Below are 20225 nucleotides of genomic sequence, written 5' to 3'. Positions count from 1 at the left end.
AACGAGTTCGGTGCGCGGGTGGAGGTAGGGGCGGGGTGGTCGGCGTTCGGTAAGCCGATCTCGGGTGACTTCGACGGGGATGGCAGGAGCGATCTGGCGGCGATCAGGGATGGCAGCACGCTGTTCGTCTGGAACGGTGAGGGCGGTAACAAGTTCGGTCCGGCGGAGCAGGTCGGTGGGGGCTGGGGACCCTACGGCAACACGTTGACGTCGGTGGGTGATGTCAACGGGGACGGCCGGGACGACATCGCGGCGATCACCGATGGCACGTTGTTCGTGTGGAACGGTGAGGGCGGGAACAGGTTCGGTCCGGCGGAGCAGGTCGGTGGGGGCTGGGGGCCGTACGGCAAGCCGGTGGGTGGTGACTTCAACGCCGACGGCAGGGGTGATCTGGCGGCGATCAGGGATGGCAGCACGCTGTTCGTCTGGAACGGTCAGGGCGGCAACGAGTTCGGTCCGGCGGTTCAGGTGGGTGGGGGCTGGGGACCCTACGGCAACACGTTGACGTCGCTGGGTGATGTCAACCGGGACGGCCGGGACGACATCGCGGCGATCACCGACGGCACCCTGTTCGTGTGGAACGGCCGGAGCGCCAACGGGTTCGGTCCGGCGGTCAGGATCGGTGGCGGCTGGGGCCCCTACGTCTGACCTTCCCCCAGTTCCCTGGGGGCGGTGGACACCCCCAGATCCCCCCAACCTGGAGCAGCACATGTTCTCAAAGACGTTTGCCCGTTATGCGGCGACGGCGGCCCTGACCGTTCTCGCGATCGGCGCCCTGACCCCGACGGCGCTGGCCGACCCGGATCCGGTTGGACCCCGGGCCGGTGACTTCAACGCCAATTACCTCACCGCCCCGTGCGACGCCCGGGGCGCGACCGGCAGGGACGCCGCCATCGCCGACCGGCTCGCCGGAGTCCTGGCCGGCGAACTGGCCAACAAGATAAACGCCTACCGCGTCTCCTGCGCCCGCATGGTCGTGAAGGCCGTCCGCGATCGTGGCCTGTCCGAGCGTGCGGCGGTCATCGCGATCACCACCACCATCGTGGAATCGACCATCCAGAACGTCGCCGAGAAAGTCGACCACACCAGCCTGGGCCTCTTCCAGCAGCAGGACCCATGGGGCAGCGAGGAGCAGCGACTCAACCCGACCTGGGCCACGAACGCCTTCCTCAACGCGATGATCCGGAAGTACCCGAACAACTCCTGGCAGAGTGCACCGATCGGCGAGGTGTGCCAGAAGGTACAGGTTTCCGCCTTCCCTGACCGCTACCAGCCCCAAGCCGGCAACGCCGGAAAGATCGTCGACGCCCTCTGGGTACCCCCGTATGGGGCTGATTTCGACGGTAATGGTGTGGGGGATCTCTTCGCGACGGCGGATGGGAAGTTGTATGTCTGGAACGGCGAGGGCGGCAACGAGTTCGGTGCGCGGGTGGAGGTAGGGGCGGGGTGGTCGGCGTTCGGTAAGCCGATCTCGGGTGACTTCGACGGGGATGGCAGGAGCGATCTGGCGGCGATCAGGGATGGCAGCACGCTGTTCGTCTGGAACGGTGAGGGCGGTAACAAGTTCGGTCCGGCGGAGCAGGTCGGTGGGGGCTGGGGACCCTACGGCAACACGTTGACGTCGGTGGGTGATGTCAACGGGGACGGCCGGGACGACATCGCGGCGATCACCGATGGCACGTTGTTCGTGTGGAACGGTGAGGGCGGGAACAGGTTCGGTCCGGCGGAGCAGGTCGGTGGGGGCTGGGGGCCGTACGGCAAGCCGGTGGGTGGTGACTTCAACGCCGACGGCAGGGGTGATCTGGCGGCGATCAGGGATGGCAGCACGTTGTTCGTCTGGAACGGTGAGGGCGGCAATGAGTTCGGTCCGGCGGTTCAGGTGGGTGGGGGCTGGGGGCCGTATGGCAACACGTTGATGTCGCTGGGTGATGTCAACCGGGACGGTCGTGGCGACATCGCGGCGATCACCGACGGCACCCTGTTCGTGTGGAACGGCCGGAGCGCCAACGGGTTCGGTCCGGCGGTCAGGATCGGTGGCGGCTGGGGCCCCTACATCTGAGTTCGGCCCAAGAAGGACCCCGGCGACGGCCGGGGTCCTTCTGACATACCCGGTCTATACCGTCCACTCCCTAGAGTTGACTCCGGCACATCGGCGCCTTCATGGGAGAGCCAATGGAGTTACGGCTCCTGGGTCCGGTCGAGGTGTGGTGCGACGAGCGGCAGCTTCCCCTCGGGGGACGCAAGCCGCGAACGTTGCTCGCCGCTTTGCTCCTCGACGCCGGACAGGTGGTCACGGTTGAGCGGTTGATGGAGGCGCTCTGGGGGGACGACCCGCCTCGGAGCGCCCGGGGAGTACTGCACACCTATGTCGCCTCGCTGCGCCGGTCCTTCGACAGCGCGGGCCAGAAGGGCGTCATCGTCTCGCACCGGGTCGGCTACACCGCCACCATCCCTCCCGACGCGCTGGACAAGGACGTGTTCATGCGGCTTGTCAGCCGGGGACGGCGAGCCGCACGCGAGGGTGGCGCCCACGAAGCGGGGGAGGCGTTCCGCGCGGCGCTCGCGCTGTGGCGCGGCCCGGCCCTCGGCGGCCTCGGGGACACCTACCTGCGCGCGGAGGCCGCCAGGCTGGAAGATCTGCGGCTCGCCGTACTGGAGGAACGGATCGCGGTCGACCTGGCGACCGGTGGCACCGAAGGCCTGATCGACGAGCTGACCGAACTCGTCGCGACACATCCGGTCCGTGAGCGGCTGCGCCGCGACCTCATGGTGACGCTGTACCGCGCAGGCCGCCAAGCGGACGCGCTAGCGGTCTACCAGCAGGGCAGGCTGGTGCTGATCGACTCGCTGGGCATCGAGCCCGGGCCCGAGCTGCGGCAGTCGTACGAGGCCATCCTGCGGTCGGATTCACTGCTCTTGGGTACGGCCAAAGCCTTACCGCCCAGGCAGTTACCCTCCTCGCTGCCAGACTTCACCGCCCGCGAAGACGAGCTCGCCGCCTTACGCGGCCTGCTCACCAAGCCCAACACCACACCCGTCTGCGTGATCTTCGGGCCGGGCGGCGTCGGCAAGTCGGCGCTGGCGCTGCGCGCCGCACACGAGATCGTGCCCTTCTACCCCGACGGCCAGCTGCACGTGGAGCTGCGCGGCACCAGCGAGGCACCCGCCACCCCGCATGAGGTCCTCGGCCGGTTGCTGCGCGAGCTGGAACCCGGCCTCTCGTCCCCAGGCACGCTGGAGGAACGAGCCGCCCGCTACCGCACCCTCCTGGCCGGCCGCCGCCGACTGATCGTGCTGGAGGATGCCGCGACCGAGAGCCAGGTCAGGCCGCTCATGCCGGGAACCCCCGGCTCCGGCGTGATCGTCACCTCTCGCAACCGGCTGACCGGCCTGGCCGGCGCCGCGGTCCTCGAGCTCGGCCTGCTATCCGACCAGGCGGCTCTGCACCTCCTGGGGCAGATCGCCGGCCAGGAACGGATCGCCGCCGACCCGGACGCCTCGCGGCGCGTCGTACGGCAGTGCAGCGGCCTGCCCCTGGCCCTGCGGATCGCCGGGTCGAGACTCGCCTCGCGCCGCCGGTGGTCGGTGACGAGGCTGGCCGACCGGCTGGCCGACGAGCAGCGCAGGCTCGACGAGCTGGCCGTCGGCGACCAGGAGGTGCGGGCCGGCATCGCCCTCAGCTACAACCTGCTGCCACCCGAGGCCAGGACGGCGCTGCGCCGCCTCGGCCTGCTCGGCCTGCCGTACATCCCGGTGTGGGTGGCGGCCGCCGCCATGGAAACCGGCCTGGACGAGGCGGAGCGGGTGCTGGAGCACCTGGTCGACGCTTCCCTCGCCAGCGTGGCGGAGACCCGCTACCGGCTGCACGACCTGATCCGACTGTTCGCCCGGGAGCGCGCCCACGAGGAGGAAGCGCCCACGGAATGCACGGCCGTGGTGCGCCGGGTGCTCGGCGGCTGGCTCTGGCTCGTCCAGCAGCTCGGCGAAGCCGTACCCATCGGAATTCCGACGCATCGCGGCGTCCACGACCTGGCACGACCGGTGGACCAGCAGGTCCTGCGGAGAGCACTCGCCGACCCGCACGGCTGGCTCCGCGCCGAGGAGGAGACCCTGATCGTCGCGGTGGAGCTGGCCGCGGCGATGGACCTCGACGACATCGCCGTCGAACTCGCCGCCACGCTGTGCTCCACAGCTCTCGAAGGCAGCCGGTACGTCTTCGACAACCCCTTCGCCGCCTGGCACCGCACGCACGACGCCGCGCTCGCCGTCGCCTGCCGCATGGGCAACACGCTGGGCGAGGCGACCCTGCGCGCAGGGCTCGGCCGCCTGTACTACGAGCGCGACCACTTCGCCGAGTCCCGCTACTACCTCAGCCAGGCGCTGTCCCTGTTCCGCTCCGCGCAGGACACCAGAGGTGAGGCCACTACGCTCGCCGCCCTCGGCGCCTCCTGCCTCGGGCAGGGATACCTGCTCGAAGCCCTCCGCTTCCTGGAACGCGGGAGCCGGTTGTGGAGCGACCTCGCCGACCCGGCGGCCCTCGCGCACGTCAAGCGGCTGGCCGGCAACGTCCACGTGGAGCGCGGTGACTACCCGGTCGCCTGGAGCGAGCTGACCTCCGCGCTCTCGCTGTACCGACGCGCGGGCAGCCGGCGCGGCGAAGGGCTGACCCTGCGCAGCATGTCCCTGTACCACCGCGCACGCGGCGAGCTGGCGCAGTCGCAGGAGCTGTGCGAGCGCGCGCTGGAAATCTTTCGCGAGCGGGGCGACCGGCTGATGGCGGCCTACTGCCAGTGCGAACTGGCCAAGACTCAGGTACGGCTCGGCCAGTTCGACGCGGCGGGCCCGGCGCTGGCAGAGGTTCTCGCCGTGACCCGCGCGCTCAACGACCGCTGGGGCGAGGCCTGGACGCTGCGCACGCTCGGTGCGCTCGCCTTGGCCGAAGGGCGGCTCTACCAGGCAAGGAGCCGCCTGGAGGAGGCGATGGCGCAGTGGGACACGTTGCGCGCTGCCCTGTCTCGGGCGCGTACCCTGCGTGACCTGGCCCATGTGCACGAAGCGCTCGGCGATCACGCCGCCGCCAAGTCGGCGATGGCCGTGGCCCTGGAGATCTTCCGGCTGCACGGGGCACGGGAGTACCGCGAGCTCCTTGGGTCGTCAGAGTTTTGAAGCGCGTCCCCACATGATGAGGCCTGCCCTGCACGCATCACGGAGGCCTTCACCATCCGGGGCCACCGTGGCCGGACAGGGCGACCCCTCCGGGTTCGTCCTCGTCGATCAGCCCTTGTCGCTGCCTTCGTTGGCGCCGCGGACGAACCTGCGCTGGAATATCACGAAAATCACCGCGACCGGAATCGTCGCCAGCAGCGCCGCCCCCAGCTTGAGCGGATACTGCGTGCCACCCCCCAGCGACCCGCTGACCAGGTCGGCCAGCCCCCGAGGCAGCGTGAACAGCGCCGGATTCTGGACCGCCACCAGCGTGTGCGGGAATTCGTTCCACGTCCCCTGGAACGAGATGATCGTCAGCGTGATCAGAGCCGGTCGCGCCATCGGCAGCACCACCGACCAGAACGTGCGGAACGCGCCCGCCCCGTCGATCCGCGCCGCCTCCTCCACCCCCGCCGGGATCGAGTCGAAGAACTGCTTCATGATGAACACGCCCGCCGCGTCCACTATCACCGGCAGGATCAACGCCAGATAGCTGTCATACATCCCCAACTGGTTGAGGACCAGAAATTTCGGGATAAAGAGGACGACGCCTGGCACGGCCATCACCGCGATGACCGCCCCGAACAGCGCCGCCCGCCCGCGGAAGCGCAGCCTGGACAGCGCGTACCCGGCCAGCGAGTCGAGGAACACCCGCCCGACCGTCACCACGATCGTCACCAGCAGCGAGTTGCCCAGCCAGATCGGCAGGTCGGTACCGCTGAACACCCGCTCGAACCCCGCCAGCGTCCCCGGATTCGGGAAGGGCGAGAGCGGGGAGGCGGCGGCGTCCGGCTCGGTCTTGAACGAGTTCGCGATCTGGATGACGAACGGGTAGATGAACACCAGCGCGAAGAAGATCAGGATCGAGTAGCCGGTGAAGGTGCTCGCGAGCTTGCGCACCTCAGCTCCTCCTCTCCCGCATCACGCGGCGCTGGAACAGCGTCAGCAGCACGATGATGAGGAACAGCACGAACGAGATCGCCGTCCCCGCCCCGTAGTCGAAATCGCGGAACGCCGTCCGGTACGACAGGAACGCCGGGGTCAGCGTGGTCTTGGCCGGAGCGCCCTGGCTCATGACGTAGATCTGGTCGAACACCTGCCAGCTCCCGATCAGCCCGAGCGTCAGCACCAGGAACATCGTCGGCCTGAGCATCGGCAGCGTCACGTAGCGGAACCGCTGCCACCGCCCGGCCCCGTCGAGCTTGGCCGCCTCCTCCAGCGTCACCGGGATGTCCTGCAGCGCAGCCAGGTACATCAGCATGAACGTGCCCGACGTCGTCCACACGACCAGCGCGATGATCGCGCACATCGCCACGCTCGGCCCCGCCAGCCACTCCCACCACGACAGACCGAACGGCCCCGCCCCGGCGAGCGCCGCCGGCGGCGTGTCCATGCCGAGCAGCAGGTGCAGGACACCTCTGGCGTCGGAGAACCACTGCGGCCCTTGGATGCCGAAGAAGTCGAGCAACTGCGTGAGCGCCCCCGAGTTGCTGAAGATGAACAGGAACATCACGCTGATCGCCACCGAGCTGGTGACCGACGGGAAGTAGAACGCGCTCCTGAAGAACGACTTGCCCTTGAGCAGGCGGCTGTTCACGATCAGGGCCAGGCCCAGCGCCAGCGCCGTCTGCAGCGGTACGACGATCGCCACGTAGTAGGCGTTGTTCCTGATGCTGATCATGAAGTTCTCCCGGGCCAGGTCGTCCCGGGTGAACAGCCGGTCGTAGTTGTCCAGCCCGACGAACGGCACGTCGCTCCTGAACGGGCTGCCCTGGCCGTTCCACGAGGTGAGGCTGACCCACATCGCCATCAGGATCGGCAGCAGCAGGAACACCGCGAGGATCACCACGACCGGCGCGACGAACAGCCACCCCGTCGCGTCGTCCCTGGCCCGGCTGCGGCGCGTCGGCATCAGTCGCTCAGCGCGGACTGCGTGTTCTTCTGCAGTCTGGCCAGCAGCGCCTTCGGGTCCTTCGAGGTGAGCTGCTGGAGCCCCGCGTCGAAGTCGGACAGGACGCTGTCCATCTTGGCGGCGTTCACCGGGCCCTGGGCGTAGGCGGCGCCGTCCACGAACGCCGTGTCCGTGGGGAACTCCTTGACGTAGGCGTCCTTGGCCGACTGCCGCGACGGCATGACCCCGAACGCCTTGGCGAACGTGAGCTGCTGGTCGGCCCTGGTCATCGCCTCGACGAAGGCGACCGCCGCCGTCTTGTTGACGCTCTTGGCCGCGATGCCCCAGCAGTTGGTGAACGACAGCGTGCCCTGCTTTGCCCCGGCGGGCAGCGGGTGGGCCGTGTACTGGATGTCCGGGTAGTCGGCCTTCAGGGCGCCCTTGATCCAGTTGCCCTCGATCGTCATCGCGGCCTTCCCCTTGCCGAACGCCTCGCCGGACCACGACGCGCTGAGCTGCTTGGGGTATTCGGCCAGCTTGTCCTTGAGCAGCGTCTTGACGTACTCCAGGGCCTTGAGGTTCTCGGGGCTGTCGCCGGTGGCCTGCTTGCCGTCGGCGCTGGTGATCCAGCCGCCCGCCTGCACCATGAACGCGCCGATCCGGTCGCGGGTGTCGCCGATCGCCAGCGGGGTGATGCCCTCGGCCTTGAGCTTGCCGGCCACCTCGGTGAACTGTTCCCAGGTGGTCGGCACGTCGGACGCCGCCAGGCCCGCCTTCTTCCACAGGCCGTCGTTGACGATCAGCGCCAGCGTGGAGAAGTCCTTCGGCGCGCAGTAGAACGTGCCGTCCCGGGTGAACGTGGTGCGCAGGCTCGGGTAGAAGTCGTCCGGGTTCGAGATCTTGTCCCCGTACGGCTCCAGCGCGCCGACGCTGGCGTAGTCGGCGAACCGGGAGGCGTCCACGTAGAAGACGTCCGGCGGGGTGCCGCCCGCGAACGCCTGACCGAGCTGCTGGTGGATGTCCTGCGCAGGGGTGACCGTGGCCTGGTTGCCGCTCTCCTTCGCCCAGGCGTCCGCGGCCTGCTTGACCGCGGTCGTCTCCGGGTCGCCGGAGGAGGCGATGAGGATCCGCAGCGAGGCGGGGCCGCTGCTCTGCGGCGCGGCCGCCGGCTTGTCCTCGAAGCCGCTGCCGCACGCGGTCGCGGCCAGCGCCAGTACGGCGAGCGCCGCCAGGGGGAGGTGTTTCATCGCGCTTCCTTTCACGCAGTACGCCGGATCACCAGGGAGGGTTCAAGCAGTACGTGATCCGGCTTGTCCGGGCTGTCGTCTTCGAGGAGCCGGGTCAATACGCGGACGCAGCGCGCGGCGGCGTCCGACAGAGGCTGGCTGAGGCTGGTCAGACCGATCGCGGCCGCCACCGGCGTGTCGTCGAACCCGATCACGGGCACCGGCCCGGCCTGCAACGCGCCCAGGGCGACGGAGTCGCTCACGCACACGAGGGCAGTGGCGCCGGCGGCGATCAGCTCCCTCGCCGCCGCCTCACCCTCGGCCGCCGACCCATCGGTCCGCCGCTCCAGCACGCCCGCGTCTTCGAGCTTCGTACGTGGCAACGGACCCGCGTCTTCGAGCGCCCGGGCCCAGCCGCTCCTGCGGTCGTCGCCTACGCCGGATCCCTCGGGCCAGCCGATGAACCCGATCAGCCGGTGACCCGCGTCCAGCAGGTGCCGGGTGGCGGTGGCCGTCCCCGCCGCACCGTCCACATCCACCCACGGGTGGGCGCCGCCCTCCGGCATGCCCCACGGCCGCCCGAACGTGACGAACGCCAGCTCCCGTTCGGCGAGCCACGAGGTGCGCACATCGCCGTAATGCGTACTGGTCAGCACGAAGGCATCCGGTTCGTACGCCCCGAGCAGGTCGTCGAACGTGGCGATCTCCGACCGGTCGTCGTCGGCCGTGTAAAGGATCACCCGATATCCCGCCTTGGCCGCCGACTCGGTCAGCCCGTGCAGGAACCGGTCGAACACGTTCATGCCATCCTGGGTCTGCTCGATCCGTACTGCCAGGAGCCGCGACCGGCCGGTCCGCATGCGCCGCGCCGCCTGGTTCACCCGGTAGCCGAGCTCCTCGACCGCCTGCCGTACGCGCTCGCGGGTCTCCTCGCGGACGAGGCCGGGGGAGTTCAGTACGTTCGAGACGGTCTGCCGGGAGACGCTGGCCCGCCGCGCGACGTCGGCGATCGTCACCTTTTCGGGCATCATGTCGCTTTCTAATGGTTTGAACGTTCAAATAGAGGTATGGCAGGATTGGATCGTTCAAGTAAACGGAGTGTTACGCACTATCTCCCTTGGACGATTCGCCTGTCAAGATTCGGGGGCCGCTCGTGCTCGACCAAGCCACGCACCGCCTGCAACCGCTGCTGCATGATCTCGTCAGCACCGTTCTGGCGCCGACGACCGCGCTGAGCGGCACCGACGGGCAGATCAGGGCGGCCGGAGTGCAGGGCCTGTTCCACGCGGACGCGCGGGCGTTGTCGCAGGTCACACTGGCCGTGGACGGCAGGGAGCCGGAGGCGGTGGGGCACGCCGTCCAGGCCGCCGGCCGTACCAGGTTCGTGTCCCTGGTCCGCTGGCTGGGCGACCCGATCGCGGACCCCACGGTCCGCGTCGACCGCACCCGCGAGGTCGCCCCCGGACGGATGACGGAGCTCATCGAGATCGCCTCCACCGCGACACGCCCGGTGTCGGCCACCGTCACCCTGGACCTGAACTGCGACTTCGCCCCGATCGACCTGGTGAAGTCCGGCGGCACGGCCTCTCCGGCCCCCGCCTCGGCCGCCGGCGACGGGTCCCTGGAGTGGCGGTCCGGCCGCATCCGGGTACGAGCGACCGGCGAGAACGCGACGTTGGAACCGCACGCTGAGAGGCGTGACCCGCCGGCAGGCGACGGCTCGCCTGCGGGTCAGGGCTCCGCTGAGGGCGGCGACTCCCGTGCGGCCGGTGGGCGGTTGCGCTGGGAGATCTCGCTCGCGCCCGGCGAGCGTGTCACGCTGCGGTGGGTCGTCGTGATCGAGGACCCGGACGCGGTGGTCACCGCGCCGTCCGTACCGCTGGAGTGGAGCGTCCCCCAGGTGACAGCCGACGATGTCCGGCTGGTACGGCTGGCGGCGCGCTCGCTCGAAGACCTGCGCTCCCTCCGGCTGGCAGAGCCCGGCGAACCGGGGGAGACGTTCCTGGGCGCGGGGGTGCCGTGGTTTCTGACGCTGTTCGGGCGCGACAGCCTCTGGGCCGCCAGGATGCTCCTGCCGCTGGGCACCGACCTGGCGGCGAGCACCCTGCGCGTACTGGCCAGACGACAGGGCACCCACGTCGACCCGGCCACGGGTGAGGCGCCCGGCAAGATCATGCACGAACTGCGCCGCCACGAGCACAGCGGCGGCAGGCTACGGCTGCCCGCCGCCTACTACGGCACCATCGACGCCACCCCCCTCTGGATCGGCCTGCTGCACGACGCCTGGCGCTGGGGCATGCCCGCCGCCCAGATCGAGCCCCTGCTCCCAGCCCTGGAGGCGGCGCTCGGCTGGCTCGGCGACCACGCGGACCCGGACGGGGACGGCTTCCTGGAGTACATCGACTCGACCGGCCACGGCCTGGCCAACCAGGGGTGGAAGGACTCGGGCGACGCGGTTCGCTTCCACGACGGCCGCCAGGCGGAACCGCCCATCGCGCTGGCAGAGGTCCAGGGCTACGCCTGCGCCGCCGCTCACCAGGGGGCCGCCCTGCTGGCGGCGTTCGGCCGCAAGGGGGCTGGGCGGTGGCTCGACTACGCGGGCTCGATGACCGACCGCTTCCGTGCCCGCTTCTGGGTCACCCGCCCCGCGCCGGGCACCGATGCGGGGGGCGGCCATCTGGCGTTGGCGGCCAGTGCCGAGTACGGCGATTTCGCGTCGGTCGCCGGTCACGAGAACGGTTATCCCGCGCTGGCTCTCGACCGTGACAAACAGCCGGTCGACTCGCTGACCAGCAACATCGGCCACCTCCTCGGCACGGGCCTGCTGTCGTCGGGGGAGGAGGCGAGGGTGGCGGAGCTCCTCGGCACTCCGGCGATGTCCGGCGGCTTCGGGCTCCGGACGATGTCGGCCGATGACGGCGCGTTCAGCCCGCTGTCCTACCACTGCGGGTCCGTCTGGTCGCACGACACCGCCATCGTCATCGCCGGCCTCGCCAGGACCGGTCACCACCGGCTGGCGGCGGATCTGGCGCAGGGCCTGCTGGCGGCGGCGGAGGGTTTCGACTACCGCCTGCCCGAACTCCACGCGGGCGACGAACGGGACACGGTCGGCCGCCCGGTGACCTACCCGGCGGCCTGCCGCCCCCAGGCGTGGTCGGCCGCCGCCGCCGTGACGCTGCTGCACGCGGCTGTGGGCCTGTATCCGGACGTGCCGGGCGGCAAGGTCCTGCTGCGTCCACTGGCGGGAACCCCGCTCGGCGCGGTTACGGTGCGTGGCCTGCGAGTGGCGGGCGCCGACGTCACCGTGTCGATCGACCGCTCGGGCAGGGCCGAAACAACGGGCCTCCCACCCGGCTTGTCGGTCGAGGTGGTCGACGGCCGTACACCCTGAGCTGACGGGGCGTAGGCCGGTGACCGCCCTGGCGTCGCGCAGGACGACGGCGTGCCGGTCGATGGACAGCCGGATGACGTCTGCGTCGGCGGGTTCGAGGTTCTTGGGTCGGGCGGGTAGTCGGCGTGGGTGGTGCGGGAGTATGCATCTCACGCCTGCCGGTGTGCTATGTTAGACGTAGTTGCAGTTGTGGTACCCATATGAACTTGTGTGCACCTGACGGAACTTAGCGTCAGGTGCATTTTTGTTTGCCGGTCTTCTCCGGTGTGGGCCTACCGCGGCGACGCGGAATTCGTGTCGGTACGGATTTCGGCTTTACACCTATCAAGAGGAGATCAACATGGCTTCTGGCACCGTGAAGTGGTTCAACGCGGAAAAGGGCTTCGGCTTCATCGAGCAGGACGGTGGCGGCGCGGACGTCTTCGCGCACTACTCCAACATCGTCGCTCAGGGCGGCTACCGCGAGCTGCGCGAAGGCCAGAAGGTGGCCTTCGACATCACCCAGGGCCAGAAGGGCCCTCAGGCTGAGAACATCGTCGCCGCCTGACACAGCACCGCCTGTCGGCGTTCCACATCAGGGCTCGCACCTCCGGGTGCGGGCCCTGACGTGTTTCGGCCGCTGTGCCGCCGGTCTTGGTCCGCATGAGCAGCCAAGCGCTCATCGGCTCGCGGTCGGCTGGGCAGCGGTACCCGACTGGCGCAGTGAGATCACGGTCCTAGGAACTGTTTCTCGGATCAGCTGCGGAGCCAGATGGCCAGGGTTGCGAGGGTGGCGGTGCCGAGGAAGATGTAGGCGCGTTTGTCGTACCGGGTGTCCAGGCGTCAGCACCAGCGACAGCGGACGGCACCGGCCATCGGCGCGGCGGCGCCGCCGCTCGTCGTCCGCCGGCATCCTGACACTCCGTGGCGTCTCCGCACGGTGGCCGTGATTCCGGTCTCCTTTGGCCGTACGCGCTCGCCGGTCTCGGTTGGCCGTTCGGTGTCCGAGCTCACTGAGCCGACCCGGCCTGATCCAGCGAACCCTCGCCGAGGTCCGCCGCGTCGTGGCCCACGGCTGTTCCTGCCCGCAACCCGCATGGCCGACCACGTCCTCGCCTGGTCGGACTTCCTACGACGCCACCAGACCCGGCGGTGTGTCAGCCGCTACCGCCGACGCGGAGACCCGCCATGAACCGATCTACGAATTACGTGGCACCAGGAGACCGGTCGTGGGCGATCACAGTCGGCGACGATGGGCGGAAGGTAAAAAACAATCACCCGAACATCAACAAATGTGAGGCATTAATGCCGCAATCAGATGGTAGTTATCCTTTTGTTGCTAAATTATGGAGGAATCGGAATGGAAATCAGGCCACAGGCAGTTGTTATCCCCAAGGAGACCGACCAGCTCGAGCAGGGGAAATATGGCCCTGTCTTTCCGAGGACCCCGGCGTGTTACGGGTTCACCATCATCGCGAAAGTAAAGCCCGGCCGGGCCGAGGCGATACGCGAATACGGTCACGCCCTCGCCAAGGCGCTGGAAGGAGACCCGTACCTTCTCGCGCCCCTCAAGCTGCACTATCTGCGCTGGGTGCTCTTCGACGACGACACACGTTTCATGTACCAGGGCATCTTCGACACCGACTTCGACAAGTACACCGAAGATGCCGTCGCGCTGTTCACCAAAGCAGGCGTGAGTACGGCTTTCGAGAACCTAGAAGGATTCCCTGAAGACTGGAAAACCAATCCCGAGGCGTTCATCAGGTTCGTCCGCGAGCGCCACTGTCCGAGCTTCATCGAGTACGGGGAATATCCGTACTTCACTGCCGACGAAATCAAGAAGGCTCTGCGCATCAAGAACGCCCTGTCGGAGATGCTCGACCAGATGCAGTGATATCCGGCGCAGCCGCACACACCCCTGCAGATCGGAGATGGAATGAACGAGTTCAGGACCGCACGCATATACAACCAGAACCACGTACCGCGCGAGTACACCCCCGGACGCCGACGCGTAAGCATCTACGTCGCATGGAGCTACCCGGCCGAGGCTGGCCGGAACCCGGCCGAGCTCGACAACCGGTTCTCCACGATGACCGAGGTCCGGCGCGTGGCCTGGCCCGCCTACGAGGATCCGAAGTGGTCCGACCCGATGCGCTTCCAGCAGGGCATCGCAGGGACGCTGGAGCTGTTCTTCTGGGCCTGGGTGCCGTTCCAGCAGTTCGTCGAGGAGACCACGGGACACCCCGTACCCGTGTACCAACGCGTCGATCAGGCCGGTTTCCACACTCCGCTCGACGAGCGGGTGCTCGCCGACACCGACACCTTGTTCGTGTTCGGGCTGGACCACATGATCACTGGACAGGACGCCGCTCCTGAGGAGGTCGAGGCCCTGCGGCAGTTCCTCCACCGGGAGAGAACCTGCCTGGTCCTGGGGCCGCACCACGACATCGGGGCGTCGGACGATCTGGAGGTGCGAAACGTCGAGTACCACCATCACGGCGACGCCCTGGTTCCCCGCCAGCAGCGGTTCGGCCGGTACACCCGCTCGTTGATGGAAGGGCTCGGAGTACCCGTCGAGAACCGCTACGGGCTGCGTCCCGCGGCGCAGGGACCGAACAGGATCGCCCCCCTGTCCATCACCAGAGACCTGGACCCCAAGGGATGGCTGGCAGGGGTGACCACCTTCAACTTCCACCTGCACCTGCCGCATTACGCGGTGACGACCGATGAGCCGGACGCCATCCACGTGCTGGGCAGGCAACCGATCGACATGTCCAGGCCGCACCCGTTCACCGAGGCCGGCAACACCGAGTTCAACATGTTCCTGTGGATGCCCCCGCGCGGTGAGCGGGCCGGCGACGTGCTCATGGCGGACTCCACGATCTTCAGCTCGTTGTTCGGTGGCGACGAGAGCCTGCGCAACTTCTGGAGAAACATCGTCTTGGCGAAGTAGTGCCGCAAGAAGGGAGCTTTCCGTGAGCGAGCGAACGCATGCCATGCTCGAACTCGACGACATCCAGCGCGGGGTTCTCAGCCCTCGGCCGACCCCCTACGCGGCGACGTACATCCTTTTCCGCATCGATGACCGTGCGCACGGGCGGGAGCTGATGCGGCGGGCGAGCGCGGTGGTGACCTCGGCTGCTGACTCGATGAGTCCCCTCGGTGAGACCTGGGTGAGCGTCGCGGTCAGCAATCAGGGCTTGAAAGCCCTGGGCGTGCCGCGGGAGTCGCTGGACACCTTCGCCTGGGAGTTCCGGCAGGGGATGGCCGCACGGGCGACGGCGCTGGGCGACACCGGAGAGAGCGCCCCCGAGAACTGGGAGTCCCCGCTGGGCTCGCCCGATGTCCACGTGGTGCTCACCGCGCTCGCGCCTGATCCCGCGCAGTTGGAGAAGGCCATTGACCGTGCCCGCCCGGCGTATCACCGGCTCCCCGGTGTGACCGCGATCTGGAGGCAGGACTGCAACGTGCCGCCCGATGAGAGCGAACCTTTCGGCTATCGCGACGGCATCAGTCACCCCGCCGTCGAGGGTAGCGGCATCGCCGGGTCGAACCGGCTGGAGGCGCCGCTCAAGGCCGGCGAGTTCGTGCTCGGCTACCGCGACGAGCTGGGCGGCGTCCAGACCCCGCAGCCTGAGGCGCTTGGCCGCAACGGCACGTACGTGGCCTTCCGCAAACTCCACCAGCGGGTCGCCATGTTCCGGCGGTACCTGAAGGACAACTCCACCGGCCCCGAGGATGAGGAACTGCTGGCAGCGAAGATCATGGGACGCTGGCGCAGCGGCGCGCCACTGGCGCTCAGCCCGCTGCACGACGACGCGGAGCTCGGCGCCGACCGAGGTCGCAACAACAGCTTCCTCTACGAGCAGGACGATCCGGCGGGATTCACGACTCCCGGCGGCTGCCACACCCGCCGGGCCAATCCCCGTGACGCGTCGGTGGCGGGAGCGCCGAGACTGCACCGGATGATCAGACGCGCCACCGCGTACGGTCCGCCGCTGCCCGAGGAAGCCCTGGAAGACGACGGAGCCGACCGCGGACTGATGTTCGCGTTCGTCGGAGCGCACCTCGGACGACAGTTCGAGTTCGTCCAGTCCCAATGGATCAACGACGGCGTCTTCTTCGGCGCGGGCGACGCGAGAGACCCCGTGGTCGGATCGAACGACGGCACCGGTGAGTTCACGATCCCCCGGCGACCGATACGGCGGCGCCTACCGTCGCTGCCGCGGTTCGTCGTCACACGCGGAGGCGAGTACTGCTTCATACCAGGGCTGAGCGCCCTGCGCTGGCTCGGTGATTTCGAAGACTGACACTCAGCGGCGAACGCCGCCCGGACACGATCGCCATCGGGGTGGGTGGTCTCATGAATACGCTGCATCTGCAGTTCAACGCGATCACCGTGATTTTCATCGCGAGCACCATGTTCGCCGCCGGTCTCGGAGCCACGCTGCCGGAGTTGCGTGCGATCCTGGCGAACCCGCCGCTGCTCCTGCTGGTGCTGGTGGCCAACCTGGTCGCCGTTCCGCTCCTCGGCTGGGGCGTCGCGGCGCTGTTCGGCCTGCCCGCCGCGTCTCTCACAGCGCTGGTCCTGGTCGCGTCGTCGCCGGGCGGACCCTTCGGTCACCACCAAGATCCACCTGTCCGCCTATGGCCGGTGCCGTCCGCTGTCGCTGGTGCTGACGCCTGGACAGCGCGGCCTGAAGAACTTCCGGGCCGTGGCCACCCGGTACGACAAACGCGCCTACATCTTCCTCGGCACCGTCACCCTCGCAACCCCGGCCATCTGGCTCCGCAGCTGATCCGAGAAACAGTTCCTAGAACGTTCAGCGTTCGTCGCCACCAGGCGAGTGCGGCCTTGTGTGGTGTAGATCACTTCTTCGGAGTGTCACGTCTGCGAAGGCCCATTTGTCCCATAGGCGGTGCCGACACCGAAACCTGAGTCGGCGGCCCGATCCAGGGAGGCAGACATGAGGAACATCGACCACCGCATCGTGATACTGGGCGCCGGTTACACGGGCATGATGGCCGCGATCCGCCTGGCCCACCGGACCCGGCGCACCGGCGTCCGGATCACGCTGGTCAACCCGTCGGCACGGTTCACCGAGCGGCTGCGGATGCACCAGATCGCCGCCGGACAGGACCTGGCCGACCACCGGATCTCCGACCTGCTGGCCAGGACCGGGATCGATTTCGTGCAAGGAGCAGCCACCGCCATCGACCCCGGGGCCGGCACGGTGGAGGTCGACGGCGGCGCGGCGACTCTCGCCTACGACACCCTGGTGTACGCGGTCGGCAGCTCGACCGATGTCGTCCGGGTGCCCGGTGCCGACGTGCACGCCTTCACGCTCGACAGCCCGCAGGACGCCGCCCGTTTCACCGATCGACTGCACCGGATCGCGGCGGAGGGCGGCATGGTCACCGTCTGCGGCGGCGGCCTGACCGGCATCGAGGCGGCGACCGAGATCGCCGAGACCCACCCCGGTATCCGCGTGACGCTGATCAGTCTGGATGAGCCCGGCGTGATGATGGGCACCAAGGCCCGCAGCCACCTGCGCCGAGCGCTGGACCGTCTGGGGATCACGGTGCGGACCGGCGCGCGGATCACCAAGGTGCTGCCCGACGCGGTGGAACTGGAGGGGGGCGAACTGGTGGCCTCGGACGCGTGCCTGTGGACCACGGGCGTGCGGGTGCCGGCGCTGGCCCGCCAGGCCGGTGTCGCCGTGGACCAGCGCGGCCTGATCCTGGTCGATGCGACCCTGCGTTCGGTGTCGCACCCCGACATCCACGCGATCGGGGACGCCGCCGCCGTCCGGCTGGCCTGGGGGCAGATCCACGGCACCTGCCAGAGCGGCCTGCCCACCGCCCAGTACACCGCCGACGCCATCGCCCGGCTGCTGCGCGGCAAGAAGGTCAAGCCGTTCCGGTTCGGCTACTTCCACCAGCCGGTCAGCCTCGGCCGCCGCGACGCGGTCATCCAGTTCACTCACGCCGACGACACCCCGCGCCGGGCCTGCCTCACCGGCCGCGCCGCCGTGCTGTACAAGGAGATCGTCAGCGGGAGCCCGGTGACGATGTACCGGCTCAGCAAGCGCATGAACGTCAGCGCCACCCTCTCCAAGGGCGGCCGCGCCACCCGCAGGCCCGCCGCCTGAGCACCGGCGCCTTTCGTGAAAGCCCCCAGGACGGCGACCGGCCTGCCGGTTGCGGCCCGCACCCCTGCCGGCGCCGCCGTGGTGATCACCCCGGCTCTCGTCGTATCACGCACCCGAGTCTCAAGGAGCACGCCATGACCACCACCACGCCCCCCGGCGACCGGGCGCGAGCAACGCGCACGCCGTCCGCTCGGACGCTGTTGATCCCCGTGCTGGTGTTCGCCGCAGCCCTGCCGGGTGCGCCCGCCGCTGTGGCCGCCCCGGCATCGATGAGGGCAGCCACGTGAACGTCCTTCTCGCCGGCGCCACCGGGGCGATCGGGCGCCGGCTCATTCCCGCCCTGACCAATGCCGGCCATCACGTCACCGCGATCATCCGCAACCCCGGCAACCGAGAGCGGGTGAAGGACCTCGGTGGCGAGTCGATCGTGGCCGACGTCATGAACCGCGATCAACTCCTGAAGGTTGTCGACGGGATCTCCGCGGACGCCGTCATGCACCAGGCGACCGCACTGCGCGGCGCATCACCCCGGTTGCGCCCTGACGACCCCACCAACGCGCTGCGCTCCACCGGCACCTCGCATCTGCTGGAAGCCGCCCAGGTGGTCGGTGCCAGCCGGTTCGTCACCCAGTCGCTGATCACCGGATACGGTTACCTCGATCACGGCGATCACGAACTCACCGAGGACGACCCCTTCGGGCAGCCGCGGGGAACCTACGGCGACCCGGTCGTCGAAGGCTGCCGCTCCACCGAGGAGCAAGTTCTGAGGGCCGACGGGATCGCCTTGAGATACGGCATGTTCTACGGCCCGCACGCCTTCAGCGACATGTTCGCCGGGATGATGCGCAAACACCTCCCGATCCTCCCGGCCGGAGGCGGCGGAACCACGTCCTGGATCCACATCGCCGACGCCGCCGACGCCACCGTGGCCGCACTGGAACGCGGCCGGCCGGGCCAGGCCTACAACATCGTCGACGACACCCCCGTCACCTGGGGGCAGTTCGCCGCCGCCGTCGCCGCCGCGCACCGCACCCCGCGGCCCAAGGCGATGCCCCGCTGGCTGCTGAAACTGGGCGCCCCCTACCTCGCCTGCCTGATGGCCGACACCTCCATGCGCGTCTCGCATGCCAAAGCCACCCGGGAGTTGGGCTGGACACCGTCGCGACCATCGATACACGACGGTCTGGAAAGGACCGAGAAATGAGTTCGGCCGCTACGCGCACCCGGCTCTCCACAAGCCCCGGAGGCGCTACCGGCGCGCTAGCGCCGGGCTAGCACGCCGGAAGAGCATCATGGGTCATGTCCCACGTGCTGGTGGCGAGTCAGGTCCTGCTCGCCACGGTCTTCGTCGTCTCCGCGTTCTCAAAGCTGCGCAACCGTGCCGCACTGCAGTCTTTCGCCGTCACCTTGCGATTGCTGCCCGGTGCGGTCCGGTTCCCGGCTGCCGTGGCGGCGGTGGGTATGGAAGTTGTCACTGCGGCCACCTTGATCGTGTTTCCCCGTGCGGGGTTGGCCGCCGGCGGGATGTTGTTGATCGCGTTTTCCATGTGGATCGCTGTTTCCCTTCGCTCGGGGCAGCGTGAGCCGTGTCAGTGCTTCGGCGTGTCCGCGACGCCGCTCGGTCCGGTGCATCTGGTCCGTAACGGGCTTCTGCTGCTCGTTGTCGCGGTGGGTTGGGTGGCGCTGATGTTTCCTGGCGGCCCGGTGACCGTGGTCGGTCTCGTCCTGGCTGCGCCGGTTGGGCTGGTCGGCGCCATTCTCTTGATCGTCTTCGACGATATCGCCGATTTGTTCTTGGAAGTCTCGGGGAGTGCGTGATGCCGTATCTGATCGTTGCCGTCGTCCTGGTCGGTGTGTTGTGCGTGTTGAATCTCCTGCTGACGGTGGGAGTGATCCGCCGGCTGCGGAAGCAGGCGGCGTCGGCGGCGTTCTTGCCGCCGATGGCGGGAGGGCTCGCCATCGGGGAGAGGATGCCGGAGTTCGCCGCCACCACCACTGATGGTGAGCCGGTCTCCGATGAACTGCTCGAAGGGCCTGCCCTGATCGGCTTCTTCTCTCCGTCCTGCCAGCCCTGTACGGAGCTGATGCCGCGTTTCATCGACCATGCCCGCCACACCTCGGCTGCGGTGCTCGCTGTCGTCGTCACCCACAGTGATGATGAGGCCGTCGCCGACGTGGAACGCCTTGCTGAGGTGGCGCGTGTCGTGGTCGAGGCGCCTCAGGCCGCTATTCAGAGCGCTTTCCAGGTCGCCGGTTATCCGGCCCTCTTCGTGATCGGTGCGGATGGCAGGGTCACCGACAACGATCCCGTGTTGCCCGCCACGGTCAGCGCATGATCGGAACGGCGAAGGCGGCTGCGGGGGTCGCCCTGCGCGCGGCCC

Annotated in this window: 17 protein-coding genes and 2 pseudogenes; 15 read left to right on the top strand and 4 right to left on the bottom strand. The window is 68.8% G+C overall.

The features are described from left to right. From MBA17_RS48580 to MBA17_RS48570, 3 genes are all read left to right on the top strand, one after another. On the top strand, positions 1-648 hold a 648-nt coding region (locus tag MBA17_RS48580), incomplete at its 5' end, for an FG-GAP repeat domain-containing protein (protein ID WP_238505759.1). A gap of 61 nt (positions 649-709) precedes the next feature. Then, a complete protein-coding gene (locus MBA17_RS48575; RefSeq protein ID WP_238505758.1) occupies positions 710-2059 on the top strand; it encodes an FG-GAP repeat domain-containing protein in 1350 nt (449 codons plus the stop codon). Between the two features lie 113 nt (positions 2060-2172). Then, the gene (locus tag MBA17_RS48570) at positions 2173-5166 is read left to right on the top strand and encodes an AfsR/SARP family transcriptional regulator (RefSeq protein WP_238505757.1); all 2994 of its coding nucleotides are present in this window, start codon (positions 2173-2175) and stop codon (positions 5164-5166) included. 108 nt (positions 5167-5274) lie between these two features. On the opposite strand, the gene MBA17_RS48565 is transcribed toward MBA17_RS48570, so the two are convergent. The 4 genes from MBA17_RS48565 to MBA17_RS48550 are packed head-to-tail and all read right to left on the bottom strand — an operon-like array spanning position 5275 to position 9353. Further along, a complete protein-coding gene (locus MBA17_RS48565; RefSeq protein ID WP_238505756.1) occupies positions 5275-6105 on the bottom strand; it encodes a carbohydrate ABC transporter permease in 831 nt (276 codons plus the stop codon). A gap of 1 nt (position 6106) precedes the next feature. Then, on the bottom strand, positions 6107-7117 hold the full coding sequence (locus MBA17_RS48560) for a carbohydrate ABC transporter permease (RefSeq protein WP_238505755.1): 1011 nt from the start codon (positions 7115-7117) through the stop codon (positions 6107-6109). Then, positions 7117-8343, bottom strand: coding sequence for a sugar ABC transporter substrate-binding protein (locus MBA17_RS48555; RefSeq protein ID WP_238505754.1), 1227 nt, complete (start codon positions 8341-8343; stop codon positions 7117-7119). Before MBA17_RS48555 ends, MBA17_RS48560 begins: the two co-directional genes overlap by 1 nt. A gap of 11 nt (positions 8344-8354) precedes the next feature. Further along, on the bottom strand, positions 8355-9353 hold the full coding sequence (locus MBA17_RS48550; RefSeq protein WP_238505753.1) for a LacI family DNA-binding transcriptional regulator: 999 nt from the start codon (positions 9351-9353) through the stop codon (positions 8355-8357). Positions 9354-9439: 86 nt separating this feature from the next. On the opposite strand from MBA17_RS48550, the gene MBA17_RS48545 reads away from it, so the two are divergent. The 12 genes and pseudogenes from MBA17_RS48545 (at position 9440) to MBA17_RS48490 (ending at position 20180) form a co-directional block, all read left to right on the top strand. After that, positions 9440-11713 (top strand): amylo-alpha-1,6-glucosidase, encoded by a 2274-nt coding sequence (locus MBA17_RS48545; protein ID WP_238505752.1) that lies wholly within the window; start codon positions 9440-9442, stop codon positions 11711-11713. 340 nt (positions 11714-12053) lie between these two features. Then, entirely contained in the window at positions 12054-12260 is a 207-nt protein-coding gene (locus MBA17_RS48540) for a cold-shock protein (protein ID WP_238505751.1), read from the top strand. Positions 12261-13052: 792 nt separating this feature from the next. Next, the gene (locus MBA17_RS48535; protein ID WP_238505750.1) at positions 13053-13586 is read left to right on the top strand and encodes a hypothetical protein; all 534 of its coding nucleotides are present in this window, start codon (positions 13053-13055) and stop codon (positions 13584-13586) included. Positions 13587-13628: 42 nt separating this feature from the next. After that, on the top strand, positions 13629-14645 hold the full coding sequence (locus tag MBA17_RS48530) for a hypothetical protein (RefSeq protein WP_238505749.1): 1017 nt from the start codon (positions 13629-13631) through the stop codon (positions 14643-14645). Between the two features lie 22 nt (positions 14646-14667). After that, entirely contained in the window at positions 14668-16002 is a 1335-nt protein-coding gene (locus MBA17_RS48525) for a Dyp-type peroxidase (protein ID WP_238505748.1), read from the top strand. Positions 16003-16055: 53 nt separating this feature from the next. Next, a pseudogene (locus tag MBA17_RS50140) lies at positions 16056-16292 on the top strand (bile acid:sodium symporter); the annotation flags it as partial. Positions 16293-16389: 97 nt separating this feature from the next. Then, positions 16390-16491, top strand: a pseudogene (locus MBA17_RS48515) (IS5/IS1182 family transposase); the annotation flags it as partial. Between the two features lie 168 nt (positions 16492-16659). Next, positions 16660-17844 carry an NAD(P)/FAD-dependent oxidoreductase gene (locus MBA17_RS48510; RefSeq protein WP_238505747.1) on the top strand — a complete coding sequence of 395 codons (1185 nt, stop codon included), beginning with the start codon at positions 16660-16662 and terminating at the stop codon, positions 17842-17844. A 134-nt stretch (positions 17845-17978) separates the two neighbouring features. After that, positions 17979-18131: a hypothetical protein gene (locus MBA17_RS48505; protein ID WP_238505746.1), complete on the top strand. Its 153-nt coding sequence runs from the start codon at positions 17979-17981 to the stop codon at positions 18129-18131. Beyond that, entirely contained in the window at positions 18128-19048 is a 921-nt protein-coding gene (locus MBA17_RS48500) for an NAD-dependent epimerase/dehydratase family protein (RefSeq protein WP_238505745.1), read from the top strand. The genes MBA17_RS48505 and MBA17_RS48500 overlap by 4 nt, the downstream gene beginning before the upstream one ends. Before the next feature lie 95 nt (positions 19049-19143). After that, positions 19144-19662, top strand: a complete 519-nt coding sequence (locus MBA17_RS48495) for a MauE/DoxX family redox-associated membrane protein (protein ID WP_238505744.1) — start codon at positions 19144-19146, stop codon at positions 19660-19662. Next, positions 19662-20180, top strand: coding sequence for a TlpA family protein disulfide reductase (locus MBA17_RS48490; RefSeq protein WP_238505743.1), 519 nt, complete (start codon positions 19662-19664; stop codon positions 20178-20180). The genes MBA17_RS48495 and MBA17_RS48490 overlap by 1 nt, the downstream gene beginning before the upstream one ends. The last annotated feature ends 45 nt before the right edge of the window (positions 20181-20225 follow it).

This window comes from Dolomitihabitans soli (assembly GCF_022213955.1).
GTDB classification, from domain to species: Bacteria; Actinomycetota; Actinomycetes; order Streptosporangiales; family Streptosporangiaceae; genus Streptosporangium_A; species Streptosporangium_A soli.
Note: the sequence above shows the minus strand (reverse complement) of the source record. Positions and strands in the feature narration are given on the sequence as shown.